17 protein-coding genes and 1 tRNA gene are annotated in these 21,332 nt (G+C 57.3%); 13 read left to right on the forward strand and 5 right to left on the reverse strand.

Going from position 1 to position 21,332, the window contains the following annotated elements:
- Window positions 1-15 precede the first annotated feature (15 nt).
- The 3 genes from IEW17_RS02800 to IEW17_RS02810 all read left to right on the forward strand — a co-directional run bounded on the left by IEW17_RS02800 (window position 16) and on the right by IEW17_RS02810 (window position 2,989).
- Window positions 16-1,425 carry an efflux RND transporter periplasmic adaptor subunit gene (locus IEW17_RS02800; RefSeq protein ID WP_188560492.1) on the forward strand — a complete coding sequence of 470 codons (1,410 nt, stop codon included), beginning with the start codon at window positions 16-18 and terminating at the stop codon, window positions 1,423-1,425.
- 141 nt (window positions 1,426-1,566) lie between these two features.
- A complete protein-coding gene (locus tag IEW17_RS02805; protein WP_229748774.1) occupies window positions 1,567-2,556 on the forward strand; it encodes an NAD(P)H-dependent glycerol-3-phosphate dehydrogenase in 990 nt (329 codons plus the stop codon).
- 4 nt (window positions 2,557-2,560) lie between these two features.
- Window positions 2,561-2,989 carry an EamA family transporter gene (locus tag IEW17_RS02810; protein WP_188560493.1) on the forward strand — a complete coding sequence of 143 codons (429 nt, stop codon included), beginning with the start codon at window positions 2,561-2,563 and terminating at the stop codon, window positions 2,987-2,989.
- A gap of 22 nt (window positions 2,990-3,011) precedes the next feature.
- Here the strand turns inward: IEW17_RS02810 and IEW17_RS02815 are convergent, their stop codons facing one another.
- The 4 genes from IEW17_RS02815 to pdxH form a co-directional block, all read right to left on the reverse strand.
- The gene (locus IEW17_RS02815) at window positions 3,012-4,799 is read right to left on the reverse strand and encodes a glycosyltransferase family protein (protein ID WP_188560494.1); all 1,788 of its coding nucleotides are present in this window, start codon (window positions 4,797-4,799) and stop codon (window positions 3,012-3,014) included.
- A gap of 12 nt (window positions 4,800-4,811) precedes the next feature.
- Window positions 4,812-5,393: a Maf family protein gene (locus tag IEW17_RS02820; RefSeq protein ID WP_188560495.1), complete on the reverse strand. Its 582-nt coding sequence runs from the start codon at window positions 5,391-5,393 to the stop codon at window positions 4,812-4,814.
- Entirely contained in the window at window positions 5,390-6,718 is a 1,329-nt protein-coding gene (locus IEW17_RS02825) for a DUF1015 domain-containing protein (RefSeq protein ID WP_188560496.1), read from the reverse strand. The genes IEW17_RS02820 and IEW17_RS02825 overlap by 4 nt, the downstream gene beginning before the upstream one ends.
- A gap of 109 nt (window positions 6,719-6,827) precedes the next feature.
- A complete protein-coding gene (pdxH, locus tag IEW17_RS02830; protein WP_188560497.1) occupies window positions 6,828-7,478 on the reverse strand; it encodes a pyridoxamine 5'-phosphate oxidase in 651 nt (216 codons plus the stop codon).
- A gap of 242 nt (window positions 7,479-7,720) precedes the next feature.
- Here pdxH and IEW17_RS02835 point away from each other — a divergent pair, with 242 nt between their 5' ends.
- The 4 genes from IEW17_RS02835 (at window position 7,721) to IEW17_RS02850 (ending at window position 12,178) form a co-directional block, all read left to right on the forward strand.
- The gene (locus tag IEW17_RS02835) at window positions 7,721-8,278 is read left to right on the forward strand and encodes a YqgE/AlgH family protein (protein ID WP_229748775.1); all 558 of its coding nucleotides are present in this window, start codon (window positions 7,721-7,723) and stop codon (window positions 8,276-8,278) included.
- A 102-nt stretch (window positions 8,279-8,380) separates the two neighbouring features.
- On the forward strand, window positions 8,381-10,780 hold the full coding sequence (locus IEW17_RS02840; RefSeq protein WP_188560499.1) for a DUF349 domain-containing protein: 2,400 nt from the start codon (window positions 8,381-8,383) through the stop codon (window positions 10,778-10,780).
- Window positions 10,781-10,913: 133 nt separating this feature from the next.
- Window positions 10,914-10,986: transfer RNA gene (locus IEW17_RS02845), tRNA-Thr, on the forward strand.
- A 346-nt stretch (window positions 10,987-11,332) separates the two neighbouring features.
- On the forward strand, window positions 11,333-12,178 hold the full coding sequence (locus IEW17_RS02850) for a helix-turn-helix domain-containing protein (protein WP_188560500.1): 846 nt from the start codon (window positions 11,333-11,335) through the stop codon (window positions 12,176-12,178).
- Window positions 12,179-12,467: 289 nt separating this feature from the next.
- Here the strand turns inward: IEW17_RS02850 and IEW17_RS02855 are convergent, their stop codons facing one another.
- Window positions 12,468-13,283: a phosphatase PAP2 family protein gene (locus IEW17_RS02855; protein WP_188560501.1), complete on the reverse strand. Its 816-nt coding sequence runs from the start codon at window positions 13,281-13,283 to the stop codon at window positions 12,468-12,470.
- Between the two features lie 156 nt (window positions 13,284-13,439).
- Here IEW17_RS02855 and IEW17_RS02860 point away from each other — a divergent pair, with 156 nt between their 5' ends.
- The 6 genes from IEW17_RS02860 (at window position 13,440) to IEW17_RS02885 (ending at window position 20,741) form a co-directional block, all read left to right on the forward strand.
- Window positions 13,440-14,606, forward strand: a complete 1,167-nt coding sequence (locus tag IEW17_RS02860) for a hypothetical protein (RefSeq protein ID WP_188560502.1) — start codon at window positions 13,440-13,442, stop codon at window positions 14,604-14,606.
- A gap of 147 nt (window positions 14,607-14,753) precedes the next feature.
- On the forward strand, window positions 14,754-15,557 hold the full coding sequence (locus tag IEW17_RS02865; RefSeq protein WP_188560503.1) for a DUF547 domain-containing protein: 804 nt from the start codon (window positions 14,754-14,756) through the stop codon (window positions 15,555-15,557).
- A gap of 98 nt (window positions 15,558-15,655) precedes the next feature.
- Window positions 15,656-16,312 carry an HD domain-containing protein gene (locus IEW17_RS02870; RefSeq protein WP_188560504.1) on the forward strand — a complete coding sequence of 219 codons (657 nt, stop codon included), beginning with the start codon at window positions 15,656-15,658 and terminating at the stop codon, window positions 16,310-16,312.
- A gap of 60 nt (window positions 16,313-16,372) precedes the next feature.
- Window positions 16,373-16,603: a hypothetical protein gene (locus IEW17_RS02875; RefSeq protein ID WP_188560505.1), complete on the forward strand. Its 231-nt coding sequence runs from the start codon at window positions 16,373-16,375 to the stop codon at window positions 16,601-16,603.
- 178 nt (window positions 16,604-16,781) lie between these two features.
- Window positions 16,782-19,370: a DNA gyrase subunit A gene (gene gyrA / locus IEW17_RS02880; RefSeq protein WP_188560506.1), complete on the forward strand. Its 2,589-nt coding sequence runs from the start codon at window positions 16,782-16,784 to the stop codon at window positions 19,368-19,370.
- A gap of 210 nt (window positions 19,371-19,580) precedes the next feature.
- Window positions 19,581-20,741, forward strand: a complete 1,161-nt coding sequence (locus IEW17_RS02885) for a tetratricopeptide repeat protein (RefSeq protein WP_188560507.1) — start codon at window positions 19,581-19,583, stop codon at window positions 20,739-20,741.
- The last annotated feature ends 591 nt before the right edge of the window (window positions 20,742-21,332 follow it).

Consider the following 21,332-nt stretch of genomic DNA (forward strand, 5'->3'; position numbering starts at 1 on the left):
GTTGAATGAAAGCTCATGAAAAACAACCGTTTACTCTTTATTCTGATTGGCATTGCGCTGGTGGCCATAGTAGGTTACACCGTGGCGAAAAAAAAGGGTTGGATTGGGAAGCCCGTGGGCGTGGAGGTGCTGGCCGCGAAAGCCGGCCCGGCCAATATCGTGGAAAAAGTAAGTGCCTCGGGCAAGGTGCAGCCCGAAACCGAAGTAAAAATCTCGCCCGACGTTTCCGGCGAAATCATCGAGCTGTATGTGCAGGAGGGTGACTCGGTGCGCAAAGGCCAGCTGCTGCTCCGCATTCGGCCCGACAACTACCAAGCCCAGGTGAACGTGCAAAGCGCCCAGGTGGGTACCCAGCGCGCCAACGTGGGCCAGGCCCAGGCCCGCCTGCAGCAGTTAATTGCCGCCGCCAAGCAAACCGAGCTGACTTACCGCCGCAATGCTTCGCTCTACAAGCAGAAGGTGATTTCGCAGTCGGAGTACGAAGCCAGTCAGGCGGCCTACAACGCTTCGCAGGAAGAAATAAACAGCGCCCGCCAGGGCATCCGGGCCACGCAAAGCACCGTGAGCGCCGCGTCGGCTTCGTTGGAAGAAGCCCGCAAAAACCTCAATAAGACCACCATTTACGCGCCCGTTAGCGGCACGGTGAGCAAGCTCAACGTGAAGAAGGGCGAGCGGGTGGTGGGCACCACCCAAATGGCGGGTACCGAAATCATGCGCATTGCCAACCTCAACAACATGGAGGTGCGCGTGAATGTGAACGAGAACGACGTGAACAACGTGAACCTCGGCGACTCGGTGGAAGTGGAAGTGGATGCTTACACCAGCAAAAATGAGAAGTTCCGGGGCTTGGTCACCAACATTGCTAACACGGCCAAGGATGCGCTTACGGCTGAGGCCGTGACTGAGTTTGAGGTGCGCATTCGCCTGTTGCCCGAAAGCTACCGGCACCTGCAGCGCACGGTGCGCGGCAAAACCATCGTGCCTTTTCGGCCGGGCATGACGGCCTCGGTGGACATTATTACCGACCGCAAATCGGGCGTGCTGAGCGTGCCGCTGGCGGCCGTGACCACTCGTTCAGACTCTTCCAAAGCAAATACTGATGAGAAGAGCGGCCCCCGCGTGGGCTCGGGCCGGGGCACTGGCACGGCTACGGCCGTGGCCCCGGGCGGTAGCGCCAAAGCCGAGATTCAGGAAGTTGTATTTGTGATTAAGAACGGCAAGGCCGTGCTCACGCCGGTGAAAACGGGCATCAGCGACTTCCAGAATATTCAAATCCTGAGCGGCGTGCAGGCGGGCGAGCAAGTGGCCAGCGGCCCCTTCCGCGCCGTGGCCAAAAGCCTGAAAGACGGGGCTAACGTGGAAATCAAGGACGCGAAAAGCCTGAACAAAGAAGCGCTGAAAGAAGACGCGGAAACCGCTAATTGACCGAATCAGTCGTAAATACAGCGCGTCTAGTTGAGCGTAGCGATAGAACGTCATGCTGAGCAGCTTCGGTAAGCTCAGCATGACGTTCTGGGTTTAGAACGCGTACCCATCCTGGACAGCCAAATTTAAAATCTCACCCTCTTGGAAAAAATAGCCATGCTCGGCGGCGGCTCCTGGGCCACCGCGCTTACCAAAATTCTCAGCGAAAACGGCGCCCGCGTTGATTGGTGGTTGCGCTCGAAAGAGGACGTGCAGCACCTGCTGCGCACCCGCCATAACCCGCGCTACCTCTCGGCCGTGCAGTTCGACCTGAACCGCGTGTACCCGACTACCGACTTGCAGGACGCCGTGGAAGAGGCCGATTGGCTGGTGCTGGCCGTGCCCGCCGCCTACGTGCAGCCCGTGCTTGATAAGCTGGACCGCGACGTGCTGAAGCACAAAAAGGTGATTTCGGCCATCAAGGGGATGATTCCGGGCAAAAACCAACTGGTGACCGACTACGTGGCCGAGCGGTTCAAATTGGGCCGCCATCAGTTGGGCGTCATTGCCGGGCCCTGCCACGCCGAAGAAGTGGCCCTCGAAAAGCAGAGCTACCTCACCATCGGCTCGCCCGATGCCGGGCTGGCGCTGGAGTTCTGCGAATTGCTGCGCAACCGCTACGTGCGGGCTTACCCCGCCCAGGACCTCGACGGCATCGAGTACTGCGCCGTGATGAAAAACATCATTGCCCTCACCGGCGGCATTGCCCACGGCGTGGGCTACGGCGACAATTTTCTGGCCGTGTTGGTGAGCAACGCGGTACAGGAAATCCGGCGCTTTCTACAAGCCATCAGTCCCCAGCCGCGCGACTTGTCGGCCTCCGCTTACCTCGGCGATTTGTTGGTAACGGCTTATTCGCAGTTCTCGCGCAATCGCACGTTTGGCAGCATGGTGGGCCGCGGCTACTCGGTGAAATCAGCGCAGCTGGAAATGAACATGGTGGCCGAGGGCTACTTCGCCGTGAAATCCATTCACGAGCTGAACAAGAAACTGAAGGTGAACATGCCCATTACCGAGGCGGCCTACAACATTTTGTACGAGCGTATTTCGCCAGCCGTGGAAATGGAATTGCTGAAGGAAAAGCTACGGTAATACGATGAACTGGCTCCCGCTTGCCTTGCTCACGGCCCTGTGCCTGGCGCTCTACAACTTCTTTATTAAGCTCGCCGCCGACCATGTGCCGCCGGCCGTGGGCGCGGTAGTGCTCCAGCTGGTGGCGGCCGGCCTCGGGGGCGCGTGGCTGCTGAAACTAAAGCTGGAAGGGCAACCGCTGGCTATTTCGGGCAAGGGGCTGGCGCTGGCGGCGCTGGCCGGGCTGGGCGTGGGACTGGCCGAAATTCTGACCTTCGTGGTGTTTCAGCGCGGGGTTGATTCCTCCGTGGGCACACCGGTAATTGTGGGAGGCTCGGTGCTGCTGACGGCTGTGCTGGGGCTGGTGGTGCTGCGTGAGGCGCTGTCGCTGCCCCAGGCCGGCGGCTTGCTGCTGATTGTGGCTGGTATTGCGCTGCTGGCGCGGGGGCATTAATTAGTCGGCTTCCGCCACGGTGTTAATCGTGCCTCCAAGGCTTGGTGTTGAGCGGATAACTGTTGGGCATGCGGTAGATTTCTACTTCTGAATTATGGTAAGCCGGCGGAAAGGCGAAAAGCGGTTGGAAAAAGCCGCGCTTACCGGGAAAGGCCACCACGTAAGAATAACGCGTGTTGGGGCGTTGCATATTATCAATCTGCCAGGTGCGCTCCCGCGCCTGGGTGTGCGCATAGAAGCGGAAGAACAGGTTGTGGGTGGGTTCGGGTATCAGTACGGCACCGGGCGGCTGAGTGGCCAGCCAGTGCAGGCCGGCATGGTAAGCGGCATTGGTGCCCCGGGCTACGGGGTTGACGCGCACCACGCTGTAGGTTTCATATAGGCCAAATAATACCGCCAGCGTGGCCAGACCGCGCCTCATCCAGCGGAACTTTGGTGCCGTCCACCGCGACAGAGCCCAATCAACCACTAACCCCGTCAGAATAAAGAAAAAGGCGGCTTTGTAGAGTAATACCCGCTCCGGGGGAAAAACCCGCTGCACCATGATAATAGCGTAAGGAAACGCCATAAACCACAAAGCTGGTACGCCCAAAGCCCGTAGCTGACGGGCCGGCTGCGCGCTCAATTGATTGGTTCGGACTTGCTGGAACATCCATCCCAAAAAAGCCAGAACCGGCAGGGTTATTAATGCTCCCAGCGTGCGCTGGCCCGCCAGAAAGCCTTCATTGTGCCACAAATAGCCGGGCAGGCCAGTCCAAAATGCCCCCGGTGCCAGCGGGGCCACGTAGCCGTTGCCCACGAACGCCGACCCGCCGGAAACCAGCAGGAGCGGGGCATACAGCAGCACCGCGCCCGCGCCAATACTTAGGCCTATTCCCGCTAGCACCCCCAACTGCGGCCAGGCCCGCTGCCGCAACACGCCCAGCCCCAGCCAGGAAAAAGCCGAAGCCAGCACGTATACAAATGGCGGTACTGTGTAGCAACCCAGCACGCCAGCCAGCGCCAGGCCTGCCCAGGCTGCCCGGTGCCGGCCGCGCTCCAGGTTTAATTCTAACGTGCTGAAAAACACCACGACGGCCAGCAGAATCAGCAGCCAGTAGCCGCGGCCCACGCCCGCGTGGTACAGGCTGAGCTGCAGCCCGCTGAATAAGCTCACTGCTACCAGCGCCACCCGAAAATTACTGCGCCGTACCAAGCCCGCGAACAGCAAAACCGTGGCTGCCGTGCTGATAAGCAGGACCGGCAGCCGCATACTCCACCAAAACCCGGGGCTTACCTGGTAAAACAGCAAGCTGATGGTGTTCGAGAAAACGTGGTTGTTGGGGATGGGATAATAGGCGCTGGTAGCCAGCAGTCCCTTACTCACAAATACTTCGTAGGAAACCGCGTCGTCGTATTCCGGATTGGCGAAACTGAAATAGACGCGCACCAGCGTGAGCAGCACCAGAAAAGCCCAGCTCAGCCTCCGTTCCTGGCGGCTGAGCGTTCGTAAGGCCCCGAGCAACCCGGCGCCCGCTGAGCTGATTTCCACTAATAATTTACTCAGTTCCCGTCGGCCCACCGCGGGTAGAACCATAAGGCCCAGGAGCGCAACAAGGAGCAAGGCACCCAAGGCCAGCCCCTGGCAAGCCACGGATAACTCAGCCGCCGTAAGCGCTTGGACATGCCAGCCGTAAAAAGGAAATATTTGGTCCAGCGCCCGAATTTCGACTGTGCTGGTTGCGGACAGCACCAGCGCAGCGTAGCCGGCGCAGGCCGCCAGTAGTGCTGTGGCCAGGCTGGCCAAGAACCGAGGCAAAGGCTCGCTCATGAGGAGGTTCCCTTAAGCGTGAGCGGGCAACGCTCCAAGCTTAGCCAGCTCTTCCCACACCCGGTGCGTGGGCAGGCCCATCACGGTGAAGTAGGAGCCTTCGAGCCGGTGGATGCCCACCATGCCCAGCCAGTCCTGCGCGCCGTAGGCGCCGGCTTTGTCGAAGGGGCGGGCGGTGGCAATGTAGTGGCTGATTTCGGCCGGGCTGAGGGAACGGAAATGCACAGTGGTCTGGTCGGAGAATACCACCTCGCGGCCATCGCCGCAGCGCAGGCACACGGCCGTGAATACGTCGTGCGCCCGGCCCTGCAAGCGGGTGAGCATGGCGGTGGCTTCGGCTACGTCGGCGGGCTTATTCAGCACGTCATCGCCCAGGCACACGATGGTATCAGCGGTGAGCACCACTTCATCGGGTGCAAGGCCTGGCGCGTAGGCGGCTGCTTTGTGGGCCGCCAGGTATTCGGCTACTTCGGCCCGCCGCAGGTGGTCAGGAAATTCCTCGTCGACTTCCAGCAGCCGAATTTCATAGGCCAGGCCCAGTTCGGTGAGCAGCTGGCGCCGCCGGGGAGAATTGGAAGCTAAAATCAGTTTCACGCGAGCGGGTTTTGAAAATACGCAGCAAATAGGTTGTCGGCTTCGTCATCGGCAATGCTGCTAAATAGGAAGCCGCCGATGGTTTTCGGATAAAAGAAAGTTGATTTGGGGGGCATCACGGCTCCCGAGTGGCACACGGCCGTTACCTCGGCCATGCTCACCTCATTCACGATTAAGGCGGCCCGGGCTTCGCCGCGGTCCACGCGCTGCAGGCATTCGGTGAAATTGCGCACGTAAGCCACGCCCGGCCAGATGCGCTGGGCATCGGGCCCGACGATGCCCAAAGCCTTTTCCAAGACAAAAAAGTGCAGTACTGTCAAATCCAACGCCTTTACTTCGGTGGTGGTATCCCAATCGAGCTGGGAATGAACCTCGGGGCGCAGACGGATTTTGTAGGCCTGGCCGCCAAGGTAAAGACCAAATGCCCAGGGCTTGCCGGCAATTATTTCGGGTAGAACATTGACGTCGTCTTTGGGCATTACCGTGAAGTATTTTTCAAGCCGGGCCAGCAGCTCCGCATCGCTGATATCGCCGGGCAGCTCCAGCAACAGGCGGTGCGTGGGCAGAATACGCAGGTCGTCGGCGGCCGAGTTGGTCAAATACATCAGGTGGTAGTTCCAGGGCTCGCGGCCGTTGGCGCGGCCATCGGTTGCTTTCTCCCGGGCCTGGCGGTAGGTTAGGGAGCCTTCGTAGCGGTGGTGGCCATCGGCCAGAATTACCTGCCGGGCCGCCAGCACCTGCTGAAAGCGCCGGATAACGGCCGCGTCCTGAATTACGGCCAGCACATCCCGCGCGCCCTGGTAGTCCTCTTCGGTTTCATGGAGCGGCGTGCGCATGGCCTCGTCCAGGTAAGTTTCTAATTCGAAATCCTCGTCCTGATACAAGCCGTGGGTGGCGCTGGACTGAAACTCCGTGCGGGCCAGCAGCTCGGTCCGGTCGTTTACGGCGGCGGGTAGGGTGTTTTCGTGGCGCAGCACCACGTTGTCGGCCCAGTCGTGCGCCCAAATGTGGCACATGAACCCTTTCCGGCAATATTCCCGGCTGCTGCCGGGCAGGCGGAAATACTGGTAATAGGCGTAAATGCCGGGCAGTGCATCCTGGACCAGCACCCCGCTGGCCTGCCACTCGCGCAGGCACTCCAACGCTGCCGTGGCGGGGTCGGCCGCCCGCGGCACCGATAGGTGAATGGAATTGAGCGGATTGCGGTACAAAGCCTCGCGCTGCTTGGCCGATACGACGTCGAACAGCGGCGACACGTACGCGTCGATGTCAGTACTTAAAACCGGGTTGTAGCGCCAGCCGCGCAGGGGTTGAATCTCAGCCATCTAATGAATTAAAATGAATAATTAAAAATTAAAAATGAGGTTTCGACATCATGAAATCTTAATTAGTGATGCCAAACTTTAACTATTCATTTTCAATTTTTAATTGACTTCACGGGGCCAGGCGGCTTCTTTTCCACGCACTGCCTTCGCGTTCGTACACGATGCGGTCGTGCAGGCGGCTGGGTCGGCCTTGCCAAAATTCCACCCGGTGCGGCCGCAGAATGTAGCCCCCCCAATTGTCGGGCCGGGGGAGCGGGTCCTGCGCGCCAAACTCCTCAGCCATGCGAACTTCGCGGGCTTCCAACTCCTCGCGGCTGCCAATTACCTGGCTCTGGGGCGAGGCCCAGGCCCCGAGCTGGCTGCTGCGCGGCCGGCTTTGAAAATACTCGGTGGAGAGCGACTCGGGGGCTTTTTCAATCCGGCCTTCCACCCGCACCTGCCGTTCCAGGCCGGGCCAAAAGAAGTTGATGGCCGCCAGGGGCTGCGCGGCCAGCTCCTGGCCCTTGCGCGAATCGTAATTAGTATAGAAGAGGAAGCCCGCATCCTCGGGCAGCCCCTTGAGCAGCACTACTCGTGACGACGGTTGCCCAGTCGCCGATACGGTGCTCAGCGTGAAGGCCGTAGGTTCTTCGAGGTGCGCGGCCAGGGCCTCGTCCAGCCACTGACGGAACTGGTGCACGGCATCGGGCAGCACGTCGGTTTCCGAGAGGGTGCGCTGCGCGTAGGTTTTGCGCAAGTCGGCAAGGTGGGAGTCAGTCATTTTTCAGGAGAGCGGTAAGCAATTAACAGCGGACAAAGGTTGCGTAGTAATGCCCAAGCAACGGCCCATGCCACGCAAGACTTGTCTGGCAAACGGAACAATTTTCACTGCGTTGCAGTCTTAGTTGGCCGGTTCGAGCGAGCAAAATGCGCTTCGGGCTGCAAGGTACCACCAAGTGTCAGCGGGCCGAACGGCGCTCTTTTGTTTGGCTTGTGGGCAGCCACTACTTATTCCCAGAAAACATGCGTCCCGGCACCCTGCTCATCTCTCAGCCCTTCCTGGGCGACCCCAATTTCGCCCGCAGCGTGGTGCTGCTTTGCCGCGACGAGCCCGAACACGGTAGTTTCGGGCTGGTGCTGAACCGGCTCACCTCCATCACGCTGGGCGATGTGCTCGACCTGCCACCCCAAGCCGGGAGCGGGGCGGCTGAGCTGCCACTCTACGTTGGCGGGCCCGTCGAGCCCAATACGCTGCACTATCTGCACCGCCAAGCCGACCTGCCCGGAGCCAATGACTTGGGCCAGGACGTGTATTGGGGTGGCGATTTTGAGCTGCTGCTGGGCCTGATTGGCAGCGGGGCCGTGGCGGCCGACGAAGTGCGCTTATTTGTGGGCTATTCGGGCTGGTCGGCGGGGCAATTGGCGGGCGAAATGCAGGGTCAGAGTTGGATACGGCACCCCGCGAGCGCCGGGAAAGTGTTTACTTTGTCATCTGATGCCTTTTGGCGGGAGATTTTGCGGGAGAAAGGTGGGCGTTTTAAGGTGCTGGCCAACTATCCGGTCGACCCTCGTTTAAATTGATTTGTTTCATGCGCGGTTTACGGGCCGTGGAATTGTTTTTTACCAACTCTTTTTTGCTCTCTGCTCTGGCTCCACTCGCGGGGCTGGCTTTTACGAAGATTTATGGCTGCTGAAGAAAACCCCACTGCCCCGCTCGCCGGTGGCCCCGACCCGGCCGCCGAGGACCGGATGACCATTTTGCAACGCCGCCTGGCTGAGATTCAGGATAACACGGGGGACGCAACTGCTGCTGCCGCGCTCCCTGCTGCTGAAGCCCCTATCGAGCTGCCCGCGCAAGGCACCCCTGCATTGCCCGCCGACCAGCCCGCTGGGGCAGGAACGGCCGAAGCGTCTGCCCCCCAAGTGTCAAGCGCCCTGAGCCCGTCAGCCGGTTCGCCCGAAGCCGCCGCTGCCGCCGAAACCGCGCAGCACGTGCCCGATGCCGTGACCGTTGATGGGCACGACATGTCGGCTCCCGAAGCCCGCGCCGTGGCGCACTACGGTTCCGGTATGATTCCGAATCCCGATGCGTTGCCGGCCGTTGAGCACATTGGCAGCGCCACGCCCGCGCCCATTGCCGACCCGGAAACGGAAAGCGTCCCGGCCGCGACGGCAACCGTGGAAGAGCAAGCACCGGAGCTGCCCACGGTGGACCTGCACAGCGCCTCGGAATTGGAAACTGCAACGGAGCCGCTGGCTGCACTGCCTACTTCTTCCGATACGCCCCTAGCTGGCGAGGCTACCGAGAGCGCGGCCGAAGGGGAGGAGACGTACGTGTCAGAAACCGTTGCTCCCGACTTCACGGCCCTCGACCTGCCCGCTCAGGCTACTTACCTGGTTGAGCTGCTGCGCCGGCCCGATGCCCGCCGCAACCGTAAGCAGATTCAGGACCTCACCCGGCAGTACGAAGCCAATGTGGGCCTGGCCCGTAGCGCCGCTCGCCAGAAGTTCGCCGAAGGCGGCGAAGGCGCCGAGGCGTTCGCATTCCAGCAGCCCGAGGGCCAGCAGGAGCTGAACAAAGCTATGCAGGAGTTCCGCGAGAACCGTGTCAAAGACGCGAAAGCTGAAGATGTCAGCCGTGGCGATAATCTTATCAAGAAAAAAGCAATGCTCGACCAGCTCCGTCTGTTGGTTGAAGCCGCTGAAACCAAGGACAGCTCGGCCAAGCTGAAGGCGCTGCAAGCCGAGTGGAAATCCACCGGTGCCGTGCCCCAGACCGACAGTCAGGGCATTTGGGACACTTACCACGGCCTGCTCGATATCTATTACAGCAAGCAGGGCCGGTTCCTGGAGATGAAAGACCTGGACCGTCGCCGCAACCTGGAGGCTAAAGAAGCCCTCATCAAGCGTGCCGAGGCCCTCGATTCTGCGCCCGGTATCAACAAAGCCCTCGACGAGCTGACTAAGCTGCACGAGGACTGGAAGCACATCGGCCCCGTGCCGAACGACCAGCGCGAGCCGCTGTGGCAGCGCTTCATTGCCGCGTCCGACGTGCTGCACCAGCGTCGCAAGGAGTTTGTGGACCAGCGGTCGACGGTGGAGAAAGCCAATTTGGTGGTGAAGCAGGCCCTGTTGGAGCGCGTGCTCCCCTTCGCTACGTTCGATACCGACCGGGTTAACCTTTGGCGCTCCAAAACCGACGAGCTCCAGGAAATTAAAACCGAGTGGGAAGCAGCGGGCCTCGTGCCCCGCGCCCAGGCCGATGCCCTCAACAAGCAATACTGGGCCGCTTACAAGGCTTTCTTCAATCGCAAGAACGATTTCTTTAAGTCGCTCGACAACGAGAAGTCGGCCAACGTGAAGGCCAAAGTGGCCCTCATTGAGCAAGCCGAGGAAGCTGCCAACAACGCCGATGGCGATGCCGCCCGCCAAGTAGTTATCCGGGTGCAAAAGGAGTGGAAGGAGGTGGGCCGCGTGCCCGACAAGCTGGCCGACAAGCTTTGGCACCGCTTCCGCGCCGCCTGCGACACCATTTTCGACCGCCCGCGTCAGGAGTCGCGCCAGCGCGAGGAGAAAGTGCAGCAGTCGTCGGTGGAGCAAACCACGCACCTCGACCAGATTGCCGAGCAGGTGAATGCCCTTTCGGCCGATGCCCCAGGCTCGCTGGAAGGCTTCCGCGCCTTGCTGGCCGGCTGGGCAACCGAATTCGACCCCTCTGATGAGCAGCCCAACCGGGGTACCGCCGACCGTAGCGAAGAACAGCTTATTACCTTGCTGGGCAAGTACCTCGACCACGTTCCCGGCTTGGGCTACGCCGACCGCGGCGACCTGTTGTTCCAGACCGAAATAGCCCGCCTGAAGGCCCGTCCGCAGGCCCAACAGCAGCTAACGCGCAAGGAAATGGCGTTGCGCAAGGAAATCAACGAGCTGGAAAACGACCACGCCACCCTGCAAACCAACCTCGACTTCTTTGCTCGCTCCAAAAACGCTGCTCAGTTGCGGGAGGAGTACCAGGGCCGCATTGCCGAAGGACAGAAGCGGATTGAAGTTTTGAAAAAGCAGCTGCGGATTATCCGCAGCTAGGTAAGTATCGAAACCCTATAGTAATCAGTCGAAAAGGGGTCCGGTGCGCATTGCACCGGGCCCCTTTTATTGTTAAAAGAAGCATTGACGCTGGCATAAGCGCATTATTTGCGTACTTTTGTCACAGCAACTAGCCGCCTTAGCTCAGTTGGTAGAGCTTCTGACTTGTAATCAGAGGGTCGTTGGTTCGAGTCCGACAGGCGGCTCACATATCCTTTACCGGAACACCCGGAAAACAACTTCACACTTCGTGGAGGCCGTTTTCCGGGTTTTTTGCGTCTGGGGGAATCGGTGGTCTGCGATGTTGTGACGGGCCGCAACCGGCTGGGCCTTTGTACTCGTTTCGTCAGGGTGGGCTTTCGCTGGGGTCACTGCTTGGTTTGCCCATTGGGAACAAGCCGGTCATAAACAGGGCAGGGGTGGCTTGAAAAACAGGATTGGCAGCGCCTACACACCGAGGTAAAAAAGCGGTGAGCCGAAAGTCCTGGCGGCGGGGTTTTGCCGCTCCAGATTCACTCATCAACATTTCTTCCGCTATCGGGTTTTCCGGGTATGACGCAAGGCCAACAAGCTGCTCTCGGAACCTTTGGTTACTTCGATTTTGCCCAGCTGCCCATCGGCAAATTCACCCAACCGGAGCTGGCCGGTTTTATCAAAGTGGTTTTGGTGCAGGCGGGCGGGCGGGTCGTGATTGATTTCAACGAGTACCGCCTCGAACAAGACGTCTTGTTCTTCATCAACGTCGGCCAGTACTACTGGTTCGATTTGGACTGCATCGGTACCGTACTCTACTACCACCGGGATTTTTACTGCATTCAGATTCACGACAAAGAGGTGGCCTGCGACGGCATTCTCTTTCATAACGCCTACCACGTTCCCGTGGTGTTCATGAATGACGAGGCCCGGGCCATCATGCGGGCCATTGTGCAGGAAATACGTGCCGAAATGGCCCTGCAGGATTCCGGCATGGAGGGAATGTTGCGCATCCTGCTCAAACAGCTCATCATTCGGTCCACCCGGCTCTGGAAGCAGCAGCACCACGTGGTGAGCGAGGAAGCCCGGCAGGAAGTGGAGTTTTCGCGCACGTTCAGCCAATTGGTGGAGGGGCACTACACCCGGCAGCACGCCGTGGCCGACTACGCGGCCATGCTGCACATCACCCCCAAGGCCCTGAACAAGCGCATTACCCGCTTTAGCAATAGCACGCCCAACGACGTGATAAAAAACCGGATTATCCTGGAAGCCAAACGCCTGCTGATTCATACCCAACTGAGCGTGAAGGAAATCGGCTACTTGTTGGGCTACGACGACCCGTCGTACTTCATTCGCCTGTTTACCAAGCAGGTGGCGACCCCGCCCCAAACCTTTCGCTTGCATTACCAGACCAGCGTGGCCTAACGGTGTGGCGGGGCAGTGCGGGGCGGGAAAAATGTGCTGTTTTTATCGACAACGGTGCCTTGAGGGGTCTAACGAACGCCGATACTTTTGTACTATTCCTGTTCCCTTAACAAGGAAGCCGGTTTACCCACTCCGCGTGTGCGAGGTGAGTAAACCGGCTTCCTTGTTAAGGGAACAGGACCAGCGTCGGTCTTAATTCTTTGCGGCGGGACAACTTTGGGGAGGTCCACGGGGCTCGTGCCTGATTGGGTTCGGTTGCGTCCTGAATCCGAACCGGAACAATGGTCAGCTATTTTGGCCGCCAGGTCAGGCTCAACCCTGTGCCGCCCGCTGGGCTCCACATCGGCACCATACTTACGTCCCGGCCAATGGGCTTGCGGCCCCAGCGGTTGCGGTGGCTGAGGTAGGCGAGGTGGGCCGATAAGATGCCAAATCCCGCTCCGGCAAATACGTCGGATTGCCAATGTTTGTCATTCACCATCCGCAGCACGGCTACGCTGGTGGCAATGCTGTATGCCCCAATGCCGTACCACTGGCTTTTATCACGCAATTCGGTGTGAACGATGCTGGCCGCCAGAAATGCTTGCGCCGTGTGGCCCGAAGGAAAGGCAGTGGAAGCCCCCCCGTTCGGGCGTTCGATTTTGGTGAGCCTTTTTACCGTGAAGACGCTGGCCAGCATAATAGCCTCGCCTTTGAGAATGACCAGCCCCAGGTTTACCCGGTCGTTGCGACTTTCTACGCCCGCCAATAGCACTCCGCCCAGTTCGAAATAGGGCGCGAACTGGAGATAATCATCGACGCGGGTGTGGGGGCCGGGGCCAAAGGCCCGATTGATGTCGTTGCGGGCATCGTAGGATGAGTAGATGCCATTGCCGTTGATGGTGCTAATGCCGTAGCCAATGAGCACGGCGGGAACGATGGTGGCTCGGAACAGCTTGCTGCGTAAAAACGGTTTCCTGGTTGTTGACGAAGCTCCGCTGGGATTCTGGAATTTATGGGTGGTGTCGGCCGGGCTCGTCGTGCGCGGTACCTGCGCGGTAGCAAGCTTCGGCGTGAGGCTTAGTGGCAGGAGCAGGGCTAGGGCAACTGTGTAGCGCGAAATCATGGCAATGACAATTTGATGGAAATGAACAAACTATGGCTCCTAATGAGCAATAATGACTTTTTGGAGAACGAAGGGTGAGGCGTGCGGGTAGTTGGGGCCGTTGAGGCTGCTAACTTGTTGCCTTATTCTGAGTTCTCTTGGTTTTTATAGTAATGTATGCGTTTAGTGCAGGTTGAAACCCCAACTCAGGCCCTCGAATTCTTGCAGTTTCCGGTGCGCTTGTACGCGGCCGATGCCAACTACGTGCGGCCGCTTACCAAAGACCTCGAAGCGGTATTTGACCGGCAAAAGAACAAGTATTTTCGCCATGGCGACCTTTGCCGCTGGCTTTTGGTCGATAATACGGGTCAGACTTTGGGCCGTGTGGCCGCCTTCGTGAACGAGCACACGGCCCACACATTTGCCCAGCCCACGGGCGGGATGGGCTTTTTTGAGTGCGCTGACAGCCAGCCCGCGTCCAATATGCTGCTCGATGGCTGTCGCGCCTGGCTAGCTTCCCAAGGAATGGAAGCCATGGATGGTCCCATCAATTTTGGCGACCGCGACCAATGGTGGGGTGCATTGCTCGATAATTTCGGCCCGCCGCTCTACGGCCAAAACTACAACCCGCCGTACTACCGCCGGCTGCTGGAAACCTACGGATTTGGGCGCTATTTCAATCAGTACACGTATTTTCGGAAGGTGGCTGCGCCGTTGTCGCCGGCTTATCAGCAGAAGGCGCAGGTGCTATTCAATGACCCGGATTACAGCTTTGAGCACTTGCGGCTTTCCAACCTGGCCAAGTACACCGAAGACTTCCGGCAGGTTTATAACAAAGCCTGGGTGAAGCACGACGGCGTGAAGGAGATGCAGCCCGAGCAGTCGGCGCAAATCATGAAAAAGCTGCGGCCCATCATCGACGAGCAGATATGCTGGTTTGCCTACTACCAGGGCGAAGCAGTGGGTTTTTTTATTGCGCTGCCCGAACTCAACGAGCTTTTCTGTTACGTGAACGGTGACTTAAACTGGGTGGGCAAGCTCAAGTTTGCCTGGCACCGTTGGCGTGGGGCGGTGCGCACGTTCACCGGCATCGCCTTTGGCATTGTGCCCGCGCACCAGGGCAAAGGACTGGAAACCGCCTTCGTCCTGACCGTGTGCAACACCGTGCAGGACACCAGCAAAGTGCAGTACGAAGATTTCGTGATGAATTGGATTGGCGACTTCAATCCTAAAATGATGCGCGTGGCCGAAGCTCTTGGTGGGACTATCTGGCGCACCCACGCTACCTACCGCTACCTTTTCGACCGGACCAAGCCCTTTGAGCGGGCCCCGATTATTTCCTGAGTTAACTGTGCCGGGACGAGGGGAATAGCAAGCCACGCAAACTTGACGTCCCCCGATTGCGTACCTGCTCTGTGCTTTTTGGAGACGCTGACTCAGTTGTTTCCTTTTTTGAAGTATGTTTATTTCACGGCGTTACATTCCTCATTGATGCGTTTAATTTCTCGCTTGGCCATGTTTGGCGCATTGTTTTGCCTGGCTACCGGTTTCAGCGGCTGCGGCTACGTGCGCTACCTCATTCCTCTCAATCCAACTGCTAAAAGCACCGCGCTGCCGCTCACGCACGCCGCCTGGGACGGTCTGTTGAAAAAATATGTGAACGACCAGGGCCTGGTCAACTACAAGGCCCTGCAGGCCGACAGCTTGGCCCTGAATGCGTACCTGCAGGATGTGTCGGCCAATCTCCCCGGCCGCAGCTGGACTCAGAACGACCGGCTTGCGTATTGGATTAATGCCTACAATGCCTTCACGGTGCAGCGTATTATCCGCAGCTACCCGGTGAAAAGTATCAAGGATTTGGGCGGCGATAAGATTTTCGTCAATACGCCGTGGGACCAGCACTTCATCAAGCTGGGCGATACCCGGTACTCGCTCAATGACCTGGAGCAACGCATTATTCGCAAGAATTTCGATGACAACCGCATTCATGTGGCGCTGGTGTGCGCGGCCATGTCGTGCCCCCGGCTGCGCAATGAGGCGTTTACCGGTCCGCGACTCAACGAGCAGCTCGATGACCAGGCCCGGGGTTTTGTGAACAATCCGGCTAAAAACAAGCTCACGCCAGCCGACAAGCCCCAGGTGTCGTCCATTTTTAATTTCTATCCCAAGGATTTTGCCAAGAATGGCAGTACCTCGGTGCAGAACTTTATCAACCGCTACGCTACCCAGAAAATCAAGCTCGATGCCTCGCTAAGCTACGTGCCCTACGATTGGTCGTTGAACGTGCAGCGCTAACCCCTATTTTTACGGCCCCAACTGGCGGCTGCTACTTCGGGTAGCAGCCGCCTTTTTTTGTTAACCAGCCAACGCTGCACTTTTAGTATTCTTTGCCCATGTCATCTCCGCTAATCACTGCTACTGCTGCCTTTATCGAACAAAAATTTGCCGGTGAAGGCAGCGGGCACGACTGGGCTCACATCCGGCGGGTGTGGCTCATGGCCCGCCGGCTGGCCGTTGCCGCGCCCGAAGCCGACCAGGAAGTAACCGAGCTTGCGGCGTTGCTGCATGATATTGCCGATTGGAAATTTCACGGCGGCGATTACGAAGCCGGCCCCCGCGCTGCCCGTGAATGGCTGCGCAGCCAGGAGGCTCCCGAAGCCTTGATTGCGCGCGTCGAAACCATCATTCGGGAGGTTTCCTTCAAAGGGTTGGGGGTCGAAACGCCGGTATCTTCGGTGGAGGCGGCCCTGGTGCAGGACGCCGACCGTTTGGATGCCATTGGGGCCATTGGCATTGCCCGGGCCTTTGCTTACGGTGGGCACAAGGGCCGGCCCTTGCACGACCCCGCTATTGCTCCCGTGGCCCACGACAGCTTTGCCAGCTACCAGCTGAACACCGCTCCCACGCTCAATCATTTCTATGAGAAGCTGCTGCATCTCAAGGACCGGCTCCACACCGATGCGGCCCGGCAGGTTGCGCAGCAGCGGCACGCCTACATGGAAACCTACGTGGCGCGTTTTCTGGCCGAGTGGGACGGGGTTGACCAATAGGAGTGGGGCGGGTGTTGGAGCCGGGTAGTGCCGCGTGGGCCGGCTGCGTACCTTTGCGCCATGAAGCTGTTCCTCCGCTTACTTCCCTGCCTGCTGCTGTTTTTGGCCGTGAGCTGCCGTACGTGTCCCATCGAAACCTGCCATGTGCGCAAGGTGCATATGCACAGCGGCCAGCGCTACCGCGGTCAACCGTTGTTGAAGATGCAGAACCCGTCCATCGGCCAAAAAATCAAGACTTACAATCCCAAGTCCGGGACCAATCCGCAGGACAAAAGCAAGACGCTGAAGTAAGCGGTTTGCTGCCTGTACACCACGTTGCTTCCTACTGCTTCTGAGCCCGATAAAAGGCCGCTGCGCTTGCCGTTGCGGCCTTTTTGTTGTATCTTCGCACGCACATAAAGAACCATTCACCCTGCGGCTAAAAACCCCCTAATTTGGGGTTTATTTAAGCCGCCTATCAACCCCCTCAATGGCGGAAGGCGAAAAAATCATTCCGATAAACATCGAAGATGAGATGCGGGGCGCATACATCGACTACTCGATGTCGGTTATCATCTCCCGGGCCCTGCCCGATGTCCGCGACGGCCTGAAGCCAGTGCACCGGCGGGTGCTCTACGGCATGAGCGAGCTGGGCGTGAGCTACAATAAATCCTACAAGAAATCGGCCCGTATCGTGGGCGAGGTGTTGGGTAAGTACCACCCGCACGGCGACACGTCGGTGTATGACACCATGGTGCGCATGGCTCAGGACTGGAGCCTGCGCTACCCGCTGGTCGACGGTCAGGGTAACTTCGGTTCCGTTGATGGGGACTCGCCGGCCGCGATGCGTTACACCGAGGCGCGCCTCAAGCGCATTGCCGATGAAATGCTGGGCGACCTCGACAAGGATACCGTCGATTTCCAGCCCAACTTCGACGACTCGCTGGAAGAGCCCAGCGTGATGCCCGCTAAGTTCCCGAACCTGCTGGTGAACGGCACGTCGGGCATTGCCGTGGGCATGGCCACCAACATGGCCCCCCACAACCTGACGGAAGTGGTGAGCGGCATCATTGCCTACCTCGAAAACCCCGAGATTACGGTGGCCGAGCTCATGCAGTACGTCACGGCCCCGGATTTCCCTACCGGCGGCATTATTTACGGCTACGAGGGGGTGAAGCAGGCGTTCGAAACCGGCCGCGGCCGCGTGGTCATGCGCGCCAAGGCTACGTTCGAAACCTCTAAAACGGGCAAGGAGCAAATCGTCGTTACCGAAATTCCCTACATGGTGAACAAGGCGTCGATGATTGAAAAAACCGCCGCGCTCATCAATGACAAGAAGATTGAGGGCATTTCGGACATGCGCGATGAGTCGGACCGCGACGGCATGCGCATCGTTTACGACCTCAAGCGCGATGCCATGCCCAGCGTGGTACTCAACAACCTGTACCGCTACACCCAGCTGCAAAGCTCGTTCGGCGTCAACAACGTGTGCCTGGTAAAAGGCCGCCCGATGACGTTGAACCTGCAGCAACTCATCCAATATTTCGTAGAGCACCGCGCCGAGGTTATCGTGCGGCGCACGCGTTACGAACTGGCCGAAGCCCAAAAGCGGGCCCACATTCTGGAAGGCCTGCTGATTGCTCTGGACCACCTCGACGAGGTTATCGCCCTCATCCGTGGTTCGCGCGATCCGGAGGTGGCCCGTGGGCAGCTCATTGAGCGTTTTGCTCTGAGTGAAGTGCAGTCCCGCGCTATTCTCGACATGCGTTTGCAGCGCCTGACTGGTCTGGAGCGCGACAAAATTGTGGCCGAGTACAACGAGTTGATGAAGCTTGTAGACCACTTGAACGCCGTTTTGGCTTCGGATGAATTGCAGCGTGGCATCATTAAAACCGAGCTGTTGGATATCCGCGAGCGTTACGGCGATGCCCGGCGCACGGAAATCAATTACATCGGCGGTGATTTCTCCACGGAGGATATGATTGCCGACGAGGCCATGGTTATCACCATCTCGCGCGAAGGCTACATTAAGCGGACCAATCTGGACGAATACCGGACCCAGGGTCGCGGTGGTGCCGGCTCACGCGGGGCCATCTCCAAAAAGGACGACTTCACCGAGCATCTGTTCGTGGCTACAACCCACGAGTACCTGTTGTTCTTCACGGAACTAGGCCGGGTATTTTGGTTGAAAGTGTACGAAGTGCCGGAAGGAGGGAAGGCTACCAAAGGCTTGCCGATTCAGAACCTTATCGAGATTCCGCGCGAAGACAAAGTGCGTTCCGTGCTTAACGTGCGCGGTCTGAAAGACCCGGACTACCTCGAAAACACCTTTCTCATGTTCTGCACCGAGCAGGGCACGGTTAAGAAAACCCCGCTCGAGGCGTATTCGCGTCCCCGTACCGCTGGCATCAACGCCATTACCATCAACGAAGGCGACCGGATTCTGGATGTGCAACTGCTCACGCCGAACTCGGAAGTTGTGTTGGCTTTGCGTTCGGGCCGGGCGGTACGCTTCAACGAAAGTCAGGTTCGTTCGATGGGCCGCGCTGCGGCCGGCGTGCGCGGCATCAATCTCGATGGTGTAGAAGGCAACCGGGTAGTGGGCATGGTTTGTTTGGCTGACCCCACCCAGGAACTGCTCGTAGTAAGTGAAAACGGCTATGGCAAGCGCAGCTCGCTTGATGAGTTCCGCATTACCAAGCGCGGTGGCAAGGGCGTCCGGGCCATGAAGATTACCGATAAAACCGGTAACCTGGTGGCCATCAAGGATGTGAATGACACCGATGACTTGATGATTATCAATAAGTCAGGCATCACCATCCGTTTGCGGATGAGTGACTTGCGGACCATTGGTCGTGCCACTCAGGGTGTGCGCTTGATTAAAATCAGTGCGAACGATGAAATTTCTTCGGTAGCTAAAGTGGCGGCCGATGATAAAGAGGATGAAACGGAAGCCACGCTGGTAGCGGCGGGAACCGATGGGCTCGAAGCTGCTGGAGGTGCCCCAAGTACCACGCCGGAAGAACTGCCAACCGGACTTTCAGAAGATGCTGCTGCCGAAGAAGCCGATTTGGCATAATTGCTGAACAGGAGCGGGCCGGTCCATTTGGGCCGCCCCGTTTACTTTTGGCGAACCCAAGGTCGTAGGCATTCGTTTCGTTTAAATGGTAATAGAAGCGGTTGCATTTTTCTGCTCACTCATTTTTTTATCTTTTTCCGCTGTAAACGTTGCAGTTAGTTAGGACGAGAAGTCCGCTGACGTAACGTTCTAAAGCTCATTTCTGATTTTATGAAGAAGACTCTTTTGACGCTTGCTGCCGCCGTCGTGCTGGCGGCTAGCCTACCCTCGATGGTTTTGGCACAGACTTCGGCCGTAACCAACGCCATTTTGAACCAGCGTACCGGTCTGCTCGATAAAGCCCGCGTTGATATTGATAAGGCTATTGTGAATGAGAAAACCATGGGTAAAGCCAAAACCTGGTATACCCGGGGTGAGATTTACCAGGGTATGCTCGAAAGCCCTATTTTTGGCAAGCAATTGCAGCCGGGCGAAGGCGTTCAAAAGGCGTTTGAGTCGTATGCTAAAACCATTGAGATTGACACGAAAACCGGTGAGTTTGGTAAGCAAGCCGTGACGCGCATGGATGGTCTTTATGGTCAAGCGTTCAATGACGCTGTGACGAGCTATAATGCTAAGGAGTACGATAAGGCCATTGCTAGCTATAAGTTAGCTTCTCAAATTAAGCCTCAGGATACCACTGCTGTGCTTTATTCGGCTTATGCTTCGGAAGCCAAGCAGGACTTTGCCGGCGCCAAAGCGAGTTATAACCAATTGCTGGGCATGAACTACAAGTCGGTTACGCTGTACTCGCGTTTATTGCAAATGGCTAAGATGCAGAAAAACGAAGCTGAAGCAGCAAGCGTGGTTAAGGATGCTCTGGTAGCCTATCCTGCCAACAAGGCTTTCATGCTCGAAGATTTGAACATGTCATTAGCCAGCGGTAAAGGCGAAGATGCCTTGGGCAAAATTAATAAGTCTATTGCTGCTGACCCGTCTAATTCGAACCTTTATGCTGTACGTGGTTCTATGTATGACCAGCAGAAGAAGACGGACCTGGCGCTGTTAGACTACAAAAAGGCTGTTGAGTTGGACCCGAATAATTTTGATGCCCAGTTTAATCTCGGCGTCTATAATTACAACAAAGCCGCCGATTCGTATACTAAGGCTAGTAAGATGGATTTGAAGACTTACCAAGTGTCGGGTAAGAAGTTTGAAGTTCAAGGCAAGAAGTTTTTCGAAGCTTCGGTACCTTATTTCGAAAAAGCCTTGTTGTTGCAGCCTGATGACCGCAATACTTTGGTGTCTTTGCAGAAAGTCTATTTCCGTCTCGGCCGTACCGTCGACTCGGAACGTTTGAATGCGAAGCTTCAGACTATGAATAAAAAGTAATCAAACTTAGAAAGGTTAGGGGAGAGCCCGTCCGTTAATGGACGGGCTTTTTTGTATCCTTGTCCTTTGAGGAGTATTTAATTTAACATAATATAAATTATAAGACAAAATTATTTGAGGCTCTCTGGTTTATTTAGGTTGGTTCTTTTAGGTTCGTAGAATGTTGTTTACAGTTTCACTTTTTTGTCATGCACTACAGGTATGTAGCTTATTATTGTAGTGTAGTATTGAAGATGCATTTTGTTCGCGCCGTTTAATGAGGCGAGTGAGATGTCCCGGTCGCGCTCGTCTTATTATCACCTAATTTTATTCTGTTGTAGTCCTAAACGGACTGAAGAAGCGTTTCTTGTCTCCCGATTAATTCATTAGATTCTGGTCTTATTTGGTATAAAAACGTGACTTCATTTTATACTAAAGTATACTATTTAATATGTTGTAGCTATAACTTATAATTCTCACACTGAAGCTTGAGGAAGCTTAAAGAGCTTAAGTTTCTTATGTACTGAATTAACTTTTCAAAAATTCTTATCCTATGTTCAGACACGACCTCTTAATTTAGGTCAATGAAGGAAAGGAGTGGAGTAAGATTCT

The sequence above is a fragment of the Hymenobacter frigidus genome (assembly GCF_014640435.1).
Classification (GTDB): domain Bacteria; phylum Bacteroidota; class Bacteroidia; order Cytophagales; family Hymenobacteraceae; genus Hymenobacter; species Hymenobacter frigidus.

Coding starts and splice junctions, on each gene's coding strand:
- IEW17_RS02800 (WP_188560492.1), top strand. CDS start 16: ATGAAAAACAACCGTTTACTCTTTATTCTGATTGGCATTGCGCTGGTG.
- IEW17_RS02810 (WP_188560493.1), top strand. CDS start 2,561: ATGAACTGGCTCCCGCTTGCCTTGCTCACGGCCCTGTGCCTGGCGCTC.
- IEW17_RS02815 (WP_188560494.1), bottom strand. CDS start 4,799: ATGAGCGAGCCTTTGCCTCGGTTCTTGGCCAGCCTGGCCACAGCACTA.
- IEW17_RS02825 (WP_188560496.1), bottom strand. CDS start 6,718: ATGGCTGAGATTCAACCCCTGCGCGGCTGGCGCTACAACCCGGTTTTA.
- pdxH (WP_188560497.1), bottom strand. CDS start 7,478: ATGACTGACTCCCACCTTGCCGACTTGCGCAAAACCTACGCGCAGCGC.
- IEW17_RS02835 (WP_229748775.1), top strand. CDS start 7,721: ATGCGTCCCGGCACCCTGCTCATCTCTCAGCCCTTCCTGGGCGACCCC.
- IEW17_RS02840 (WP_188560499.1), top strand. CDS start 8,381: ATGGCTGCTGAAGAAAACCCCACTGCCCCGCTCGCCGGTGGCCCCGAC.
- IEW17_RS02850 (WP_188560500.1), top strand. CDS start 11,333: ATGACGCAAGGCCAACAAGCTGCTCTCGGAACCTTTGGTTACTTCGAT.
- IEW17_RS02855 (WP_188560501.1), bottom strand. CDS start 13,283: ATGATTTCGCGCTACACAGTTGCCCTAGCCCTGCTCCTGCCACTAAGC.
- IEW17_RS02860 (WP_188560502.1), top strand. CDS start 13,440: ATGCGTTTAGTGCAGGTTGAAACCCCAACTCAGGCCCTCGAATTCTTG.
- IEW17_RS02865 (WP_188560503.1), top strand. CDS start 14,754: ATGCGTTTAATTTCTCGCTTGGCCATGTTTGGCGCATTGTTTTGCCTG.
- IEW17_RS02870 (WP_188560504.1), top strand. CDS start 15,656: ATGTCATCTCCGCTAATCACTGCTACTGCTGCCTTTATCGAACAAAAA.
- IEW17_RS02875 (WP_188560505.1), top strand. CDS start 16,373: ATGAAGCTGTTCCTCCGCTTACTTCCCTGCCTGCTGCTGTTTTTGGCC.
- gyrA (WP_188560506.1), top strand. CDS start 16,782: ATGGCGGAAGGCGAAAAAATCATTCCGATAAACATCGAAGATGAGATG.
- IEW17_RS02885 (WP_188560507.1), top strand. CDS start 19,581: ATGAAGAAGACTCTTTTGACGCTTGCTGCCGCCGTCGTGCTGGCGGCT.